This window comes from Pseudomonas sp. LF020, assembly GCF_053456425.1.
Genome location: NZ_JBRFIX010000020.1, coordinates 1 through 16,280, shown reverse-complemented (window position 1 = coordinate 16,280; position 16,280 = coordinate 1). Strand labels below are relative to the sequence as shown.

Sequence of the window (16,280 nt, the reverse complement as noted above, 5' to 3'; positions counted from 1 at the left end):
ACGTGACTGGTAACTGCGAGCTGCCAGAAGGCGTTGAAATGGTAATGCCAGGTGACAACATTCAGATGACTGTTACCCTGATCAAAACCATCGCGATGGAAGACGGTCTGCGTTTCGCTATCCGTGAGGGCGGTCGTACCGTCGGCGCGGGCGTCGTAGCCAAAATCATCGAATAAGCGGTTGTAATGTATTTTTCGGGCCGGCATAATGGTCGGCCTGATTTTGTTTTAGGTCAGTAGCTCAATTGGCAGAGCGACGGTCTCCAAAACCGTAGGTTGGGGGTTCGATTCCCTCCTGACCTGCCAGATTCACTCGGTGTGTCTGGCTTTCTTTTCACAGGATCTTCATAGATGACTCCTAAGGCTGAAGCTCAAGGCTCTCGCTTCGATCTGCTCAAGTGGCTTGTAGTAGTTGCTTTGGTGGTTGTTGGCGTTGTTGGTAATCAGTATTACGCTGCTTCGCCGATCCTGTACCGTGTACTCGCTTTGCTCGTCATTGCTGCTGTAGCTGCCTTTGTAGGCCTGCAGACTGCAAAGGGCAAGTCGTTCTTTGTACTGGTTAAGGAAGCGCGCACCGAGATTCGTAAAGTCGTATGGCCAACTCGCCAGGAAACCACGCAGACAACGTTGATCGTTGTTGCTGTGGTTATCGTTATGGCGTTGCTGTTGTGGGGTGTTGATTCCCTGCTCGGCTGGCTTGTTTCCTTGATTGTCGGCTAAGGGTGTCCCGTGGCTAAGCGTTGGTACGTTGTGCATGCTTACTCGGGTTACGAGAAGCATGTCATGCGCTCGCTGATTGAGCGCGTTAAGCTGGCTGGCATGGAAGATGGCTTCGGCGAAATTCTGGTTCCCACTGAAGAAGTGGTTGAGATGCGTAATGGCCAGAAGCGCAAAAGCGAACGCAAGTTCTTCCCAGGCTATGTGCTGGTACAGATGGATATGAACGAGGGTACTTGGCACTTGGTCAAGGACACTCCTCGGGTGATGGGCTTCATCGGCGGTACTGCCGACAAGCCTGCGCCAATCACCGACAAAGAGGCGGAAGCCATTCTGCGTCGTGTGGCCGATGGTAGTGATAAGCCGAAGCCGAAGACTCTGTTTGAGCCGGGTGAAGTGGTTCGTGTTACTGACGGTCCGTTCGCTGACTTTAACGGCACCGTCGAAGAAGTTAACTACGAAAAGAGCCGTGTCCAGGTGGCAGTGCTTATTTTCGGTCGCTCTACCCCGGTAGAGTTGGAGTTCAGTCAGGTCGAAAAGGTCTAACTGAACAAGCATCCCAACCCCGCAGCCCTAGGCTGTGGGGTTTTGTCGTCACTGGGATAAACGCGCAAGTAACCGGGGAGCCTTTCGAGGCGTTCGAACCCGTAATTGGAGTGCCTCATGGCCAAGAAGATTACCGCTTACATCAAGCTGCAAGTGAAGGCCGCTCAGGCTAACCCAAGCCCACCTGTTGGTCCTGCTCTGGGTCAGCACGGCGTGAACATCATGGAATTCTGCAAGGCTTTCAACGCCCGTACTCAGGGTCTTGAAGCAGGTCTGCCGACTCCAGTGATCATCACTGTCTACAGCGACCGTAGCTTCACTTTCGAAACCAAATCCACCCCTGCTTCGGTTCTGCTGAAGAAGGCGGCCGGTCTGACCAGCGGTTCCGCTCGTCCGAACACCGTTAAGGTTGGCACTGTTACCCGTGCTCAGCTGGAAGAAATCGCGAAAACTAAAAACGCGGATCTGACTGCAGCTGATATGGATGCAGCCGTGCGTACTATCGCCGGTTCTGCTCGTAGCATGGGCCTTAACGTGGAGGGTGTGTAATGGCTAAGCTGACCAAGCGTCAAAAGGCTATCGCCGGCAAAATCGAAGCAGGCAAGGCCTACAACATTGTAGACGCTGCTGCTCTGCTGGCTGAGCTGTCGACTGTCAAGTTCAGCGAGTCGTTCGACGTTGCTGTAAACCTGGGTGTAGACCCGCGTAAATCCGACCAGGTTGTTCGTAGCGCTACTGTGCTGCCACACGGCACTGGCAAGACCGTTCGCGTTGCTGTGTTCACCCAGGGTCCAGCTGCTGAGGCCGCTCTGGCTGCCGGCGCTGACCGTGTAGGTATGGACGACCTGGCTGCCGAAATGAAAGGCGGCGACCTGAACTATGACGTAGTGATCGCATCCCCGGATGCCATGCGCGTTGTAGGTCAACTGGGTCAGATCCTCGGTCCACGTGGCCTGATGCCTAACCCGAAAGTCGGCACCGTAACTCCAGACGTAGCTACCGCGGTTAAAAACGCCAAGGCTGGTCAGGTTCGTTATCGCACCGACAAAAACGGCATCATTCACACCTCCGTTGGCAAGATCGGTTTCGATGCCGTCAAGCTGAAGGAAAACGTTGAAGCCCTGATCGCTGACCTGAAGCGTATCAAACCAGCTTCCTCGAAAGGTATCTACGTCAAGCGCGTTACCCTGAGCACCACTATGGGCCCAGGTCTGGTTATCGACCAGAGCTCGCTGGACGCGTAAGACAAAGGTTGGTGCGATTATTCGCGCCAATTGAAAGATTGGGGTCCCTGCCTGGCGGGGGCTATCCAAGACCGTAGGCGGCGCAAGCCTTAAACCACAAGCCTACGCAGATGGTGCTCCCGGTTCCTTACCGAATCAGACACCAAAACGACATTCGGTTTCGACCGAGTGAAACGGTAACAAGCAGGAGTTAAACCCGTGGCAATTAATCTCGAAGACAAGAAGGCCATCGTCGCTGAAGTCAACGAGGCTGCCAAAGTCGCTCTGTCCGCTGTCGTGGTTGATGCCCGTGGCGTAACAGTAGGCGCAATGACCGGACTCCGTAAAGAGGCTCGTGAAGCTGGCGTTTACGTACGTGTTGTACGTAACACCCTGCTCAAGCGCGCAGTTGCTGACACTGAATACAGTGTCCTCAACGACGTGTTCACCGGCCCGACCCTGATTGCATTCTCGAACGAACATCCGGGCGCTGCTGCTCGTATCTTCAAAGAGTTTGCCAAGGGTCAGGACAAGTTCGAGATCAAGGCAGCTGCGTTCGAGGGCAAGTTCCTCGCAGCTAATCAGATCGACGTACTGGCAACTCTGCCGACCCGTGACGAAGCTATTTCTCAGCTGATGAGCGTGATTCAAGGCGCTACCAGCAAGTTGGCTCGTACTCTGGCGGCAATTCGCGACCAGAAAGAAGCTGCCGCAGCCTAAGGCTCGTCAACTTCTCGCGTTTTTTGTTTATTTCGATGGTCGCGTAGGCCGTCCCCCAATTCAGGAATTGAGTCATGTCTCTGACTAACGAACAAATCATCGAAGCAATCGGCCAGAAATCCGTAGTGGAAATCGTTGAGCTGATCAAAGCGATGGAAGAAACCTTCGGTGTTACCGCTGCTGCCGCTTCGGCTGGCCCAGCTGTAGCTGCTGCTGCTGTTGAAGAGCAAACCGAGTTCAACGTTGTTCTGCTGGAAGCTGGCGAGAAGAAGGTTAACGTGATCAAGGCAGTTCGTGAGCTGACCGGTCTGGGCCTGAAAGAAGCCAAAGAGAAAGTAGACGGCGCTCCTCAGGTTGTAGCTGAAGGCGTTTCGAAAGAAGCTGCTGAAGACGCCAAGAAGAAGCTGGAAGAAGCAGGCGCTAAAGTCGAGCTGAAATAAGTATCGACTTTGCTCCTCCAGCCCGAGCGTCAAGCGACAGGCTGATGGCTGGTGGCTCTTGCCACCGGCCTTTTTCCGTTATTGGCAGCCGACTGGGTCGGTGCTGATAAAGGCGCTGTAACCACCCGATGCGGTGGCGCAAACCATGGGGTTTGCACGATTTTCTGGCTGCTCCCGTCGGGAGGGGCCAAACAAGCAGGTGACCAAGCTGGGGAACGCTGATGGCTTACTCATATACTGAGAAAAAACGTATCCGCAAGGACTTTAGCAAGTTGCCGGACGTCATGGATGTGCCGTACCTCCTGGCCATCCAGCTGGATTCGTATCGTGAATTCTTGCAAGCGGGAGCGACTAAAGATCAGTTCCGCGACGTGGGCCTGCATGCGGCCTTCAAATCCGTTTTCCCGATCATCAGCTACTCCGGCAATGCTGCGCTGGAGTACGTCGGTTATCGCCTGGGCGAACCGGCATTTGATGTCAAAGAATGCGTATTGCGCGGTGTAACTTTCGCCGTACCTTTGCGGGTAAAAGTGCGCCTGATCATTTTCGACAAAGAATCGTCGAACAAAGCGATCAAGGACATCAAAGAGCAAGAAGTCTACATGGGCGAAATCCCATTGATGACTGAGAACGGTACCTTCGTAATCAACGGTACCGAGCGTGTTATCGTTTCCCAGCTGCACCGTTCCCCGGGCGTGTTCTTCGACCACGACCGCGGCAAGACGCACAGCTCCGGTAAACTGCTGTACTCCGCGCGGATCATTCCTTACCGCGGTTCGTGGCTGGACTTCGAGTTCGACCCGAAGGACTGCGTATTCGTGCGTATCGACCGTCGTCGCAAGCTGCCGGCCTCGGTACTGCTGCGCGCGCTCGGCTACACCACCGAAGAAGTGCTGGACGCGTTCTACACCACCAACGTATTCCACGTTAAAGGCGAAGGCCTGAGCCTGGAGCTGGTGCCTCAGCGTCTGCGCGGTGAAGTGGCTGTCCTCGATATCCAGGATGATAAAGGCAAGGTGATTGTCGAGCAGGGCCGTCGTATTACTGCCCGCCACATCAACCAGCTGGAAAAGGCCGGGATCAAAGAGCTGGACGTGCCTCTGGACTATGTCCTGGGTCGCACTACCGCCAAGGTCATCGTGCATCCGGCTACCGGCGAAATCCTGGCAGAGTGCAATACCGAGCTGTCGACTGAAGTCCTGGCGAAAATCGCCAAGGCCGGCGTCGTTCGCATCGAAACTCTGTACACCAACGACATCGACTGCGGTCCGTTCATCTCCGACACGCTGAAGATCGACTCCACCAGCAACCAATTGGAAGCGCTGGTCGAGATCTATCGCATGATGCGTCCAGGCGAGCCGCCAACCAAAGACGCTGCCGAGACCCTGTTCAACAACCTGTTCTTCAGCCCTGAGCGCTATGACCTGTCTGCGGTCGGCCGGATGAAGTTCAACCGTCGTATCGGTCGTACCGAGATCGAGGGTTCGGGCGTGCTGTGCAAGGAAGATATCGTCGCGGTACTGAAGACTCTGGTCGACATCCGTAACGGTAAAGGCATCGTCGATGACATCGACCACCTGGGTAACCGTCGTGTTCGCTGCGTAGGTGAAATGGCCGAGAACCAGTTCCGCGTTGGCCTGGTACGTGTTGAGCGTGCGGTCAAAGAGCGTCTGTCGATGGCTGAAAGCGAAGGCCTGATGCCGCAAGACCTGATCAACGCCAAGCCAGTGGCTGCGGCGGTGAAGGAGTTCTTCGGTTCCAGCCAGCTCTCGCAGTTCATGGACCAGAACAACCCGCTGTCCGAGATCACCCACAAGCGTCGTGTCTCTGCACTCGGCCCTGGCGGTCTGACTCGTGAGCGCGCAGGCTTTGAAGTCCGTGACGTACACCCGACTCACTACGGTCGTGTATGCCCGATTGAAACGCCGGAAGGTCCGAACATCGGTCTGATCAACTCCCTGGCTGCTTATGCCCGCACCAACCAGTACGGCTTCCTGGAAAGCCCGTACCGTGTGGTGAAAGAAGGCGTGGTCACCGACGAGATCGTGTTCCTGTCCGCCATTGAAGAAGCCGATCATGTGATCGCGCAGGCTTCGGCGACCATGAACGACCAGAAAGTCCTGATCGACGAACTGGTAGCCGTACGTCACCTGAACGAATTCACCGTCAAGGCGCCGGAAGACGTCACCCTGATGGACGTTTCGCCGAAGCAGGTAGTTTCGGTCGCAGCGTCGCTGATTCCGTTCCTCGAGCACGACGACGCCAACCGTGCGTTGATGGGTTCGAACATGCAGCGTCAAGCTGTACCAACCCTGCGCGCTGACAAGCCGCTGGTAGGTACCGGCATGGAGCGTAACGTGGCTCGCGACTCCGGCGTTTGCGTCGTGGCTCGTCGTGGCGGCGTGATCGACTCCGTTGATGCCAGCCGTATCGTGGTCCGTGTTGCTGATGACGAAGTTGAAACCGGCGAAGCTGGTGTCGACATCTACAACCTGACCAAATACACCCGCTCGAACCAGAACACCTGCATCAACCAGCGTCCGCTGGTGAGCAAGGGTGATCGCGTTCAGCGTAGCGACATCATGGCCGACGGCCCGTCCACCGACATGGGTGAACTGGCGCTGGGTCAGAACATGCGCATCGCGTTCATGGCATGGAACGGCTTCAACTTCGAAGACTCCATCTGCCTGTCCGAGCGTGTGGTTCAGGAAGACCGTTTCACCACGATCCACATTCAGGAACTGACCTGTGTGGCCCGTGACACCAAGCTTGGCCCAGAGGAAATCACTGCGGACATCCCGAACGTGGGTGAAGCTGCACTGAACAAGCTGGACGAAGCCGGTATCGTTTACGTAGGTGCTGAAGTAGGCGCAGGCGACATCCTGGTCGGTAAGGTCACTCCGAAAGGCGAGACCCAACTGACTCCGGAAGAAAAACTGCTGCGTGCGATCTTCGGTGAAAAAGCCAGCGACGTTAAAGACACTTCCCTGCGTGTACCTACCGGTACCAAAGGTACTGTCATCGACGTACAGGTCTTCACCCGCGACGGCGTTGAGCGTGATGCTCGTGCACTGTCGATCGAGAAGTCCCAGCTGGACGAGATCCGCAAGGATCTGAACGAAGAGTTCCGTATCGTTGAAGGCGCGACCTTCGAACGTCTGCGCTCCGCTCTGGTTGGCCACAAGGCTGAAGGCGGCGCCGGTCTGAAGAAAGGGCAGGACATCACCGACGAAGTTCTTGACGGTCTTGAGCATGGTCAGTGGTTCAAACTGCGCATGGCTGAAGATGCTCTGAACGAGCAGCTCGAGAAGGCTCAGGCCTACATCGTTGATCGCCGCCGTCTGCTGGACGACAAGTTCGAAGACAAGAAGCGCAAACTGCAGCAGGGCGATGACCTGGCTCCAGGCGTGCTGAAAATCGTCAAGGTTTACCTGGCAATCCGTCGTCGCATCCAGCCGGGCGACAAGATGGCCGGTCGTCACGGTAACAAGGGTGTGGTCTCCGTGATCATGCCGGTTGAAGACATGCCGCACGATGCCAATGGCACCCCGGTCGACGTCGTCCTCAACCCGTTGGGCGTACCTTCGCGTATGAACGTTGGTCAGATCCTTGAAACCCACCTGGGCCTCGCGGCCAAAGGTCTGGGCGAGAAGATCAACCGGATGGTCGAAGAGCAGCGTAAAGTCGCTGAACTGCGCACCTTCCTGGACGAGATCTACAACCAGATCGGCGGTCGTAACGAAGATCTGGACAGCTTCTCCGATCAGGAAATCCTGGATCTGGCGAAGAACCTGCGTGGCGGTGTTCCAATGGCCACTCCAGTGTTCGACGGCGCCAAGGAAAGCGAAATCAAGGCCATGCTGAAACTGGCAGACCTGCCGGAAAGCGGCCAGATGCAGCTGACTGACGGCCGTACCGGCAATAAGTTCGAGCGTCCAGTTACCGTTGGCTACATGTACATGCTGAAGCTGAACCACTTGGTAGACGACAAGATGCACGCGCGTTCTACCGGTTCGTACAGCCTGGTTACCCAGCAGCCGCTGGGTGGTAAGGCGCAGTTCGGTGGTCAGCGTTTCGGGGAGATGGAGGTCTGGGCACTGGAAGCATACGGTGCTGCTTACACTCTGCAAGAAATGCTCACAGTGAAGTCGGACGATGTGAACGGCCGTACCAAGATGTACAAAAACATCGTGGATGGCGATCACCGTATGGAGCCGGGCATGCCCGAGTCCTTCAACGTGTTGATCAAGGAAATTCGTTCCCTCGGCATCGATATCGATCTGGAAACCGAATAACACGTGACGCGATCGAGAGCGGGGCAGGATTGCCCGCTCTCTGCTCCGCCAGGAGGAAAGGCCTTGAAAGACCTACTGAATTTGCTGAAAAACCAGGGTCAAGTCGAAGAGTTCGACGCCATCCGTATCGGATTGGCCTCGCCTGAGATGATCCGCTCGTGGTCGTTCGGTGAAGTTAAAAAGCCGGAAACCATCAACTACCGTACGTTCAAACCTGAGCGTGACGGTCTGTTCTGCGCCAAGATCTTTGGCCCGGTAAAGGATTACGAGTGCCTGTGCGGTAAGTACAAGCGCTTGAAGCACCGTGGTGTGATCTGCGAGAAGTGCGGCGTTGAAGTTGCACTGGCCAAGGTTCGTCGTGAGCGCATGGCGCACATCGAACTGGCTTCGCCGGTTGCCCACATCTGGTTCCTGAAATCGCTGCCGTCCCGTATCGGCCTGCTGATGGACATGACCCTGCGTGATATCGAGCGCGTTCTCTACTTCGAGAGCTATGTCGTTATCGACCCGGGCATGACCACCCTTGAAAAAGGTCAGCTGCTGAACGACGAGCAGTACTTCGAAGCGCTGGAAGAGTTCGGTGACGACTTCGACGCCCGCATGGGTGCTGAGGCTGTCCGTGAACTGCTGCACGCTATCGACCTGGAGCACGAGATTGGCCGTCTGCGCGAAGAGATTCCGCAAACCAACTCGGAAACCAAGATCAAGAAGCTGTCCAAGCGTCTGAAGTTGATGGAAGCCTTCCAGGGTTCCGGCAACCTGCCAGAGTGGATGGTGCTGACCGTTCTGCCGGTTCTGCCGCCAGATCTGCGTCCACTGGTCCCGCTGGATGGCGGTCGTTTCGCGACTTCCGACCTCAACGATCTGTATCGTCGAGTGATCAACCGTAACAACCGTTTGAAGCGCCTGCTGGATCTGTCCGCTCCGGACATCATCGTGCGCAACGAAAAGCGTATGTTGCAGGAAGCTGTCGATGCACTGCTCGACAACGGTCGTCGTGGCCGCGCTATCACCGGTTCGAACAAGCGTCCTCTGAAATCCCTGGCTGACATGATCAAGGGTAAGCAAGGTCGTTTCCGTCAGAACTTGCTCGGTAAGCGTGTTGACTACTCCGGTCGTTCGGTAATTACCGTAGGTCCGACCCTGCGTCTGCACCAGTGCGGTCTGCCGAAGAAGATGGCTCTCGAGCTGTTCAAGCCGTTCATTTTCGGCAAGCTGGAAATGCGCGGTCTGGCGACCACCATCAAAGCGGCCAAGAAAATGGTCGAGCGCGAACTGCCAGAGGTTTGGGACGTTCTCGCTGAAGTGATTCGCGAACACCCGGTTCTTCTCAACCGTGCACCGACCCTTCACCGTCTGGGTATCCAGGCGTTTGAACCGGTACTGATCGAAGGTAAGGCTATTCAGCTGCACCCGCTGGTCTGCGCCGCGTACAACGCCGACTTCGACGGCGACCAAATGGCCGTGCACGTACCGCTGACGCTGGAAGCCCAGCTCGAAGCGCGTGCGTTGATGATGTCGACCAACAACATTCTGTCGCCAGCCAACGGTGAGCCAATCATCGTTCCTTCGCAGGACGTTGTATTGGGTCTGTACTACATGACTCGTGAAGCGATCAACGCCAAGGGCGAAGGTCGTGTGTTCGCGGATCTGCAGGAAGTTGACCGTGTGTTCCGTGCCGGCGAAGCCGCACTGCACGCCAAGGTCAAGGTTCGTATCAACGAAACCGTCAACGACCGTGACGGCAACAGCGTGAGCGGTACCCGTATCGTCGACACCACCGTCGGCCGTGCGCTGCTGTTCCAGGTTGTGCCAAAAGGTCTGTCGTACGACGTCGTCAACCTGCCGATGAAGAAAAAGGCGATCTCCAAGCTGATCAACCAGTGCTACCGCGTGGTTGGTCTGAAAGAGACCGTGATCTTCGCTGACCAGTTGATGTACACCGGTTTCGCTTACTCGACCATCTCCGGCGTTTCCATCGGTGTTAACGACTTCGTTATCCCGGACGAAAAAGCCCGCATCATCGGTGCAGCCACCGACGAAGTGAAAGAGATCGAGAGCCAGTACGCCTCCGGCCTGGTAACCCAGGGCGAGAAGTACAACAAAGTGATCGACCTTTGGTCGAAGGCGAACGACGAAGTTTCCAAGGCGATGATGGCCAACCTCTCGAAAGAGAAGGTCATCGACCGTCACGGCGACGAAGTCGACCAAGAGTCCTTCAACTCGATGTACATGATGGCCGACTCGGGTGCGCGGGGTTCCGCAGCACAGATTCGTCAGCTGGCCGGTATGCGTGGTCTGATGGCCAAGCCGGACGGTTCCATCATTGAAACGCCGATTACTGCGAACTTCCGTGAAGGTCTGAGCGTACTCCAGTACTTCATCTCGACTCACGGTGCTCGTAAAGGTCTGGCGGATACCGCGTTGAAAACTGCGAACTCCGGTTACCTGACTCGTCGTCTGGTAGACGTGGCGCAGGATCTGGTTGTAACCGAGATCGATTGCGGCACCGAACACGGTCTGCTGATGACTCCGCACATTGAAGGCGGTGACGTTGTAGAGCCGTTGGGTGAGCGCGTATTGGGTCGTGTTATTGCCCGTGACGTATTCAAGCCAGGCACCGAGGACGTTATCGTTCCTGCCGGTACCCTGGTAGACGAGAAGTGGGTCGAGTTCATCGAGCTGAACAGCATCGACGAAGTGATCGTGCGTTCGCCGATCAGCTGCGAAACCCGCTATGGCATTTGCGCCAAGTGCTACGGCCGTGATCTGGCGCGTGGTCACCAGGTGAACATCGGTGAAGCGGTCGGCGTTATCGCTGCCCAGTCCATCGGTGAGCCGGGTACCCAGCTGACGATGCGTACGTTCCACATCGGTGGTGCGGCAAGCCGTACTTCCGCAGCCGACAGCGTTCAGGTGAAGAATGGCGGTACTGTCCGTCTGCACAACCTGAAACACGTTGAGCGAGTGGATGGCCACCTGGTTGCTGTGTCCCGTTCCGGTGAGCTGGCAATCGCTGATGACTTCGGTCGTGAGCGTGAGCGTTACAAGCTGCCGTACGGTGCTGTGATCTCGGTTAAAGAAGGTGACAAGGTCGACGCTGGCGCAATCGTGGCCAAGTGGGATCCGCACACTCACCCGATCGTTACCGAAATGAAAGGTACCGTGACCTACGTGGGCATGGAAGAAGGCATCACGATCAAGCGTCAGACTGACGAATTGACCGGTATGACCAACATTGAAGTACTCGACGCGAAAGATCGTCCAGCTGCGGGCAAAGAAATCCGTCCGGCAGTGAAGATGGTCGACGACAACGGCAAGGATCTGTTGCTGCCAGGCACTGACGTTATCGCTCAGTACTTCCTGCCAGCCAACGCCCTGGTCGGTGTTGCGGACGGTGCGAAGATCGCGATCGGTGATGTTATCGCTCGTATCCCGCAAGAAACTTCGAAGACCCGTGACATCACCGGTGGTCTGCCGCGTGTTGCCGACCTGTTCGAAGCTCGTCGTCCGAAAGAAGCGTCGATTCTGGCTGAAGTCAGCGGCACCATCGCGTTCGGTAAAGAGACCAAAGGCAAGCGCCGTCTGGTCATTACCCCGAACGACGGTAGCGATCCGTACGAAGAGCTGATTCCAAAGTGGCGTCACCTGAACGTGTTCGAAGGCGAACAGGTAAACCGCGGCGAAGTTATCTCCGATGGTCCAAGCGATCCGCACGACATCCTGCGTCTGCTGGGTGTGAGCGCGCTGGCCAAGTACATCGTGAACGAGATCCAGGACGTTTACCGTCTGCAAGGCGTGAAGATCAACGACAAGCACATCGAGACCATTCTGCGTCAGATGCTGCGTAAAGTTGAGATTTCCGAGTCCGGCGATTCCAGCTTCATCAAGGGCGACCAGATGGAACTGACTCACGTACTGGTAGAGAACGAGCGTCTGAACGCGGAAGACAAGTTTGTCTCCAAGTTCACCCGCGTTCTGCTGGGTATCACCAAGGCGTCGTTGTCGACCGAATCGTTCATCTCGGCGGCTTCCTTCCAGGAAACCACTCGCGTACTGACCGAAGCGGCAGTCACCGGCAAGCGCGACTACCTGCGCGGCCTGAAAGAAAACGTGGTTGTGGGTCGTCTGATCCCGGCCGGTACCGGTCTGGCTTATCACAGCGAGCGCAAGCGTCGCCGTGATGCTGACAAACCGTTGCGCGTAAGCGCCAGTGAAGTGGAAGCTGCACTGACCGAAGCGCTGAACTCGAGCGGTAACTGAGTTCTGCGATAAATGAGCTGAGGCCCTGATCGCTCCGTTCGTCGAATCGAGACAAATTGTCAAGGTTCGACGGGCGGGGAGGTCGGGGCCTTGCCTTGACTGGGGGCAAGATCCTCTTTAGACTCTTGATCCCCTAAATTTGGCGGGAATCCGTTCCTGCCATTTTGCTTTTCTTGCAAGACAATAGCGTCGCAAGACAACAGTGGAGCTAGTAGATGGCAACTATCAACCAGCTGGTACGTCAGCCGCGTAAGCGTATCGTCGAGAAATCCGACGTACCTGCGCTGCAGAACTGCCCGCAACGTCGTGGCGTGTGCACCCGTGTGTACACCACTACGCCGAAAAAACCTAACTCGGCACTGCGTAAAGTATGCCGTGTGCGTCTGACCAACGGTTTCGAGGTTTCCTCGTACATCGGTGGTGAAGGCCACAACCTGCAAGAGCACAGCGTGGTACTGATCCGCGGCGGTCGTGTAAAAGACTTGCCAGGTGTTCGTTACCACACCGTTCGCGGCTCCTTGGATACTTCCGGCGTTAAAGGCCGTAACCAGGGTCGTTCGAAGTACGGTACCAAGCGTCCGAAGTAATCGGCCGTTTTGCAGATTTTCATTTTATTGAGTCGATAAGAGTAAGGTCGGGCTTGCATCCACTGGATCTGTCCCGAACTAACCTGAAGACCGCTTGAGGGCTTATCATGCCAAGACGTCGCGTAGCAGCAAAGCGTGAGATTCTGGACGATCCGAAATACGGAAGCCAGATCCTCGCCAAATTCATGAACCACGTTATGGAAAGCGGCAAGAAAGCCGTTGCCGAACGTATCGTTTATGGTGCCCTGGAAACCGTGAAGGCTCGTAAGGCCGGCACCGATCCCCTGGAACTCTTCGAAAAAGCACTCGACGCCATCGCTCCGCTGGTCGAAGTGAAGTCGCGCCGCGTTGGTGGTGCTACTTACCAGGTTCCGGTCGAGGTTCGTCCTTCCCGCCGTAACGCTCTGGCAATGCGCTGGTTGGTAGACTTCGCCCGTAAGCGTGGCGAGAAGTCTATGGCTCTGCGCTTGGCTGGCGAACTGCTGGATGCTGCTGAAGGTAAAGGTGCTGCTGTTAAGAAGCGTGAAGACGTGCACCGTATGGCCGAAGCCAACAAAGCTTTCTCGCACTACCGCTTCTAATTTTAGCTTCACTAATTTTGCGAGGGCTTTATGGCTCGTACTACTCCGATTAGTCGCTACCGTAACATCGGTATCGTCGCTCACGTGGATGCTGGTAAAACCACCACCACCGAGCGCGTCCTTTTTTACACTGGCAAAAGTCACAAAATGGGCGAGGTGCATGACGGCGCCGCGACCACAGACTGGATGGTTCAGGAGCAGGAGCGTGGTATTACCATTACTTCTGCTGCCATTACCGCCTTCTGGAAAGGTTCCGAGAAGCAGTACCCGCACGAGCACCGTTTCAACGTCATCGATACTCCGGGCCACGTAGACTTCACCATTGAAGTTGAGCGTTCCCTGCGCGTACTCGACGGCGCTGTGGTTGTATTCTGCGGTACTTCGGGTGTTGAGCCTCAGTCGGAAACCGTATGGCGTCAGGCCAACAAATACGGCGTTCCACGTCTTGTTTACGTAAACAAGATGGACCGTGCTGGTGCCAACTTCCTGCGCGTGATCGGTCAGATCAAACAGCGTCTGGGTCACACTCCGGTGCCGATTCAGCTGGCTATCGGTTCGGAAGACAACTTCCAGGGCCAGATCGACCTGATCAACATGCAGGCTGTTTACTGGAACGACTCTGACAAGGGTATGGTTCCTGTTCGCAAGGAAATCCCTGCGGACATGCTCGAGCTGGCTACTGAGTGGCGCAGCAACATGGTTGAAGCTGCGGCCGAAGCCAGTGAAGAGCTGATGAACAAGTACCTGGAAGGCGAAGAGCTGTCGATCGAAGAGATCAAGGCCGCTCTGCGTCAGCGCACTATCGCTGGCGAAATCGTTCTGGCTGTGTGCGGTTCGTCGTTCAAGAACAAGGGCGTTCCCCTGGTTCTCGACGCCGTTATCGACTTCCTGCCTGCTCCAACCGACATTCCAGCTATCAAGGGCTCGAACCCTGATAACGAGGAAGAAGAAATGGAGCGTCACGCAAGTGACGACGAGCCGTTCGCGGCACTGGCGTTCAAAATCGCTACCGACCCATTCGTGGGTACCCTGACCTTCGTCCGCGTTTACTCGGGCGTGTTGAACTCCGGCGACGGCGTGATCAACTCGGTTAAGGGCAAGAAAGAGCGCGTGGGTCGTATGGTGCAAATGCACGCAAACGCCCGTGAAGAGATCAAGGAAGTACGCGCTGGCGACATCGCGGCCCTGATCGGCATGAAGGACGTCACCACTGGTGAAACCCTCTGCAACGCTGACAAGCCAATCATCCTGGTTCGCATGGACTTCCCGGAGCCGGTTATTTCGGTTGCCGTAGAGCCTAAGACCAAGGATGACCAGGAAAAAATGGGTATCGCTCTGGGCAAGCTTGCTCAGGAAGACCCGTCTTTCCGCGTAAAAACTGATGAAGAGACTGGTCAAACGATCATCTCCGGCATGGGCGAGCTGCACCTGGACATCCTGGTTGACCGGATGCGCCGTGAGTTCAACGTCGAAGCCAACATCGGCAAGCCTCAGGTTTCGTATCGTGAGCGCATCACGAAGAACTGTGAAATCGAAGGCAAGTTCGTTCGTCAATCCGGCGGTCGCGGCCAATTCGGTCACTGCTGGATCCGTTTTGCTCCTGCTGATGAAGGTCAGGAAGGTCTGCAATTCGTGAACGAAGTTGTAGGTGGTGTGGTTCCTAAGGAATACATCCCGGCTATCCAGAAGGGTATCGAAGAGCAGATGAAGAACGGCGTTGTTGCCGGCTATCCGCTGATCGGCCTGAAGGCTACCGTGTTCGATGGTTCTTACCACGACGTCGACTCCAACGAGATGGCGTTTAAAGTGGCTGCTTCCATGGCGACTAAGCAACTGGCCCAGAAGGGCGGTGGTGAGTTGCTCGAGCCGATCATGGCGGTAGAGGTTGTTACGCCTGAAGACTATATGGGTGATGTCATGGGCGACCTTAACCGTCGTCGCGGCATGATCCAGGGTATGGAAGACACAGTGTCCGGCAAGGTTATCCGTGCCGAGGTTCCACTGGGTGAGATGTTCGGTTATGCGACCGACGTCCGTTCCATGTCCCAGGGTCGCGCAAGCTACTCTATGGAATTCAAAAAATACGATACGGCTCCGTCGCACATCGTCGAATCCGTAACCAAAAAACAAGGCTGATTCAGCCCCTTTAGGCTAGGAGTTAATTGTCGTGGCTAAAGAAAAATTTGATCGTTCCCTACCGCACGTCAACGTTGGCACCATTGGTCACGTTGACCACGGTAAAACCACTCTGACTGCTGCTCTGACTCGCGTTTGCTCCGAAGTTTTCGGTTCGGCAATCGTTGACTTCGACAAGATCGACAGCGCGCCAGAAGAAAAAGCTCGTGGTATCACCATCAACACCGCGCACGTTGAGTACAACTCGACTATTCGTCACTACGCTCACGTTGACTGCCCAGGTCACGCTGACTACGTGAAGAACATGATCACCGGTGCTGCTCAAATGGACGGCGCTATTCTGGTTTGCTCGGCCGCTGATGGTCCGATGCCACAAACCCGTGAGCACATCCTGCTGTCCCGTCAGGTAGGCGTTCCGTACATCGTGGTTTTCCTGAACAAGGCTGACCTGGTAGACGACGCTGAGCTGCTGGAACTGGTTGAGATGGAAGTTCGCGACCTGCTGTCCACCTACGACTTCCCGGGCGATGACACTCCAATCATCATCGGTTCGGCTCGTATGGCGCTGGAAGGCAAAGACGACAACGAAATGGGCACCACTGCCGTTCGTAAACTGGTTGAAACTCTGGACAGCTACATCCCAGAGCCAGTTCGTATGATCGACAAGCCATTCCTGATGCCAATCGAAGACGTATTCTCGATCTCGGGTCGCGGTACTGTTGTGACTGGTCGTATCGAGCGCGGTATCGTTCGCGTTCAAGATGCCCTGGAAA

Annotated in this window: 13 protein-coding genes and 1 tRNA gene; all 14 read left to right on the top strand. The window is 55.9% G+C overall.

Annotation, left to right across the window (positions count from 1 at the left end):
• The coding region (locus tag ACU680_RS27180) for an EF-Tu C-terminal domain-related protein (RefSeq protein ID WP_448180506.1) at positions 1–176 on the top strand (176 nt) is incomplete at its 5' end.
• A 53-nt stretch (positions 177–229) separates the two neighbouring features.
• Positions 230–305: transfer RNA gene (locus ACU680_RS27175), tRNA-Trp, on the top strand.
• A 45-nt stretch (positions 306–350) separates the two neighbouring features.
• Positions 351–719 carry a preprotein translocase subunit SecE gene (gene secE / locus ACU680_RS27170; protein WP_007962231.1) on the top strand — a complete coding sequence of 123 codons (369 nt, stop codon included), beginning with the start codon at positions 351–353 and terminating at the stop codon, positions 717–719.
• 9 nt (positions 720–728) lie between these two features.
• Complete coding sequence (gene nusG, locus ACU680_RS27165) at positions 729–1,262, top strand: transcription termination/antitermination protein NusG (protein ID WP_025113545.1); 534 nt, start codon at positions 729–731, stop codon at positions 1,260–1,262.
• A 117-nt stretch (positions 1,263–1,379) separates the two neighbouring features.
• Positions 1,380–1,811 (top strand): 50S ribosomal protein L11, encoded by a 432-nt coding sequence (gene rplK / locus ACU680_RS27160; protein ID WP_003228756.1) that lies wholly within the window; start codon positions 1,380–1,382, stop codon positions 1,809–1,811.
• Entirely contained in the window at positions 1,811–2,506 is a 696-nt protein-coding gene (rplA, locus tag ACU680_RS27155; RefSeq protein WP_003228754.1) for a 50S ribosomal protein L1, read from the top strand. Before rplK ends, rplA begins: the two co-directional genes overlap by 1 nt.
• 198 nt (positions 2,507–2,704) lie before the next feature.
• Positions 2,705–3,205, top strand: a complete 501-nt coding sequence (gene rplJ / locus ACU680_RS27150; RefSeq protein WP_003228752.1) for a 50S ribosomal protein L10 — start codon at positions 2,705–2,707, stop codon at positions 3,203–3,205.
• A gap of 74 nt (positions 3,206–3,279) precedes the next feature.
• On the top strand, positions 3,280–3,645 hold the full coding sequence (rplL, locus tag ACU680_RS27145; protein ID WP_007962228.1) for a 50S ribosomal protein L7/L12: 366 nt from the start codon (positions 3,280–3,282) through the stop codon (positions 3,643–3,645).
• Positions 3,646–3,866: 221 nt separating this feature from the next.
• On the top strand, positions 3,867–7,940 hold the full coding sequence (gene rpoB, locus ACU680_RS27140; protein ID WP_007962226.1) for a DNA-directed RNA polymerase subunit beta: 4,074 nt from the start codon (positions 3,867–3,869) through the stop codon (positions 7,938–7,940).
• Positions 7,941–8,003: 63 nt separating this feature from the next.
• Positions 8,004–12,203, top strand: coding sequence for a DNA-directed RNA polymerase subunit beta' (rpoC, locus tag ACU680_RS27135; protein WP_007962225.1), 4,200 nt, complete (start codon positions 8,004–8,006; stop codon positions 12,201–12,203).
• A 215-nt stretch (positions 12,204–12,418) separates the two neighbouring features.
• On the top strand, positions 12,419–12,790 hold the full coding sequence (rpsL, locus tag ACU680_RS27130) for a 30S ribosomal protein S12 (RefSeq protein ID WP_003186084.1): 372 nt from the start codon (positions 12,419–12,421) through the stop codon (positions 12,788–12,790).
• Positions 12,791–12,897: 107 nt separating this feature from the next.
• The gene (gene rpsG / locus ACU680_RS27125) at positions 12,898–13,371 is read left to right on the top strand and encodes a 30S ribosomal protein S7 (RefSeq protein ID WP_003228745.1); all 474 of its coding nucleotides are present in this window, start codon (positions 12,898–12,900) and stop codon (positions 13,369–13,371) included.
• A gap of 30 nt (positions 13,372–13,401) precedes the next feature.
• Positions 13,402–15,507, top strand: a complete 2,106-nt coding sequence (fusA, locus tag ACU680_RS27120) for an elongation factor G (protein WP_007962223.1) — start codon at positions 13,402–13,404, stop codon at positions 15,505–15,507.
• A 31-nt stretch (positions 15,508–15,538) separates the two neighbouring features.
• On the top strand, positions 15,539–16,280 hold a 742-nt coding region (locus ACU680_RS27115), incomplete at its 3' end, for a GTP-binding protein (RefSeq protein WP_448181053.1).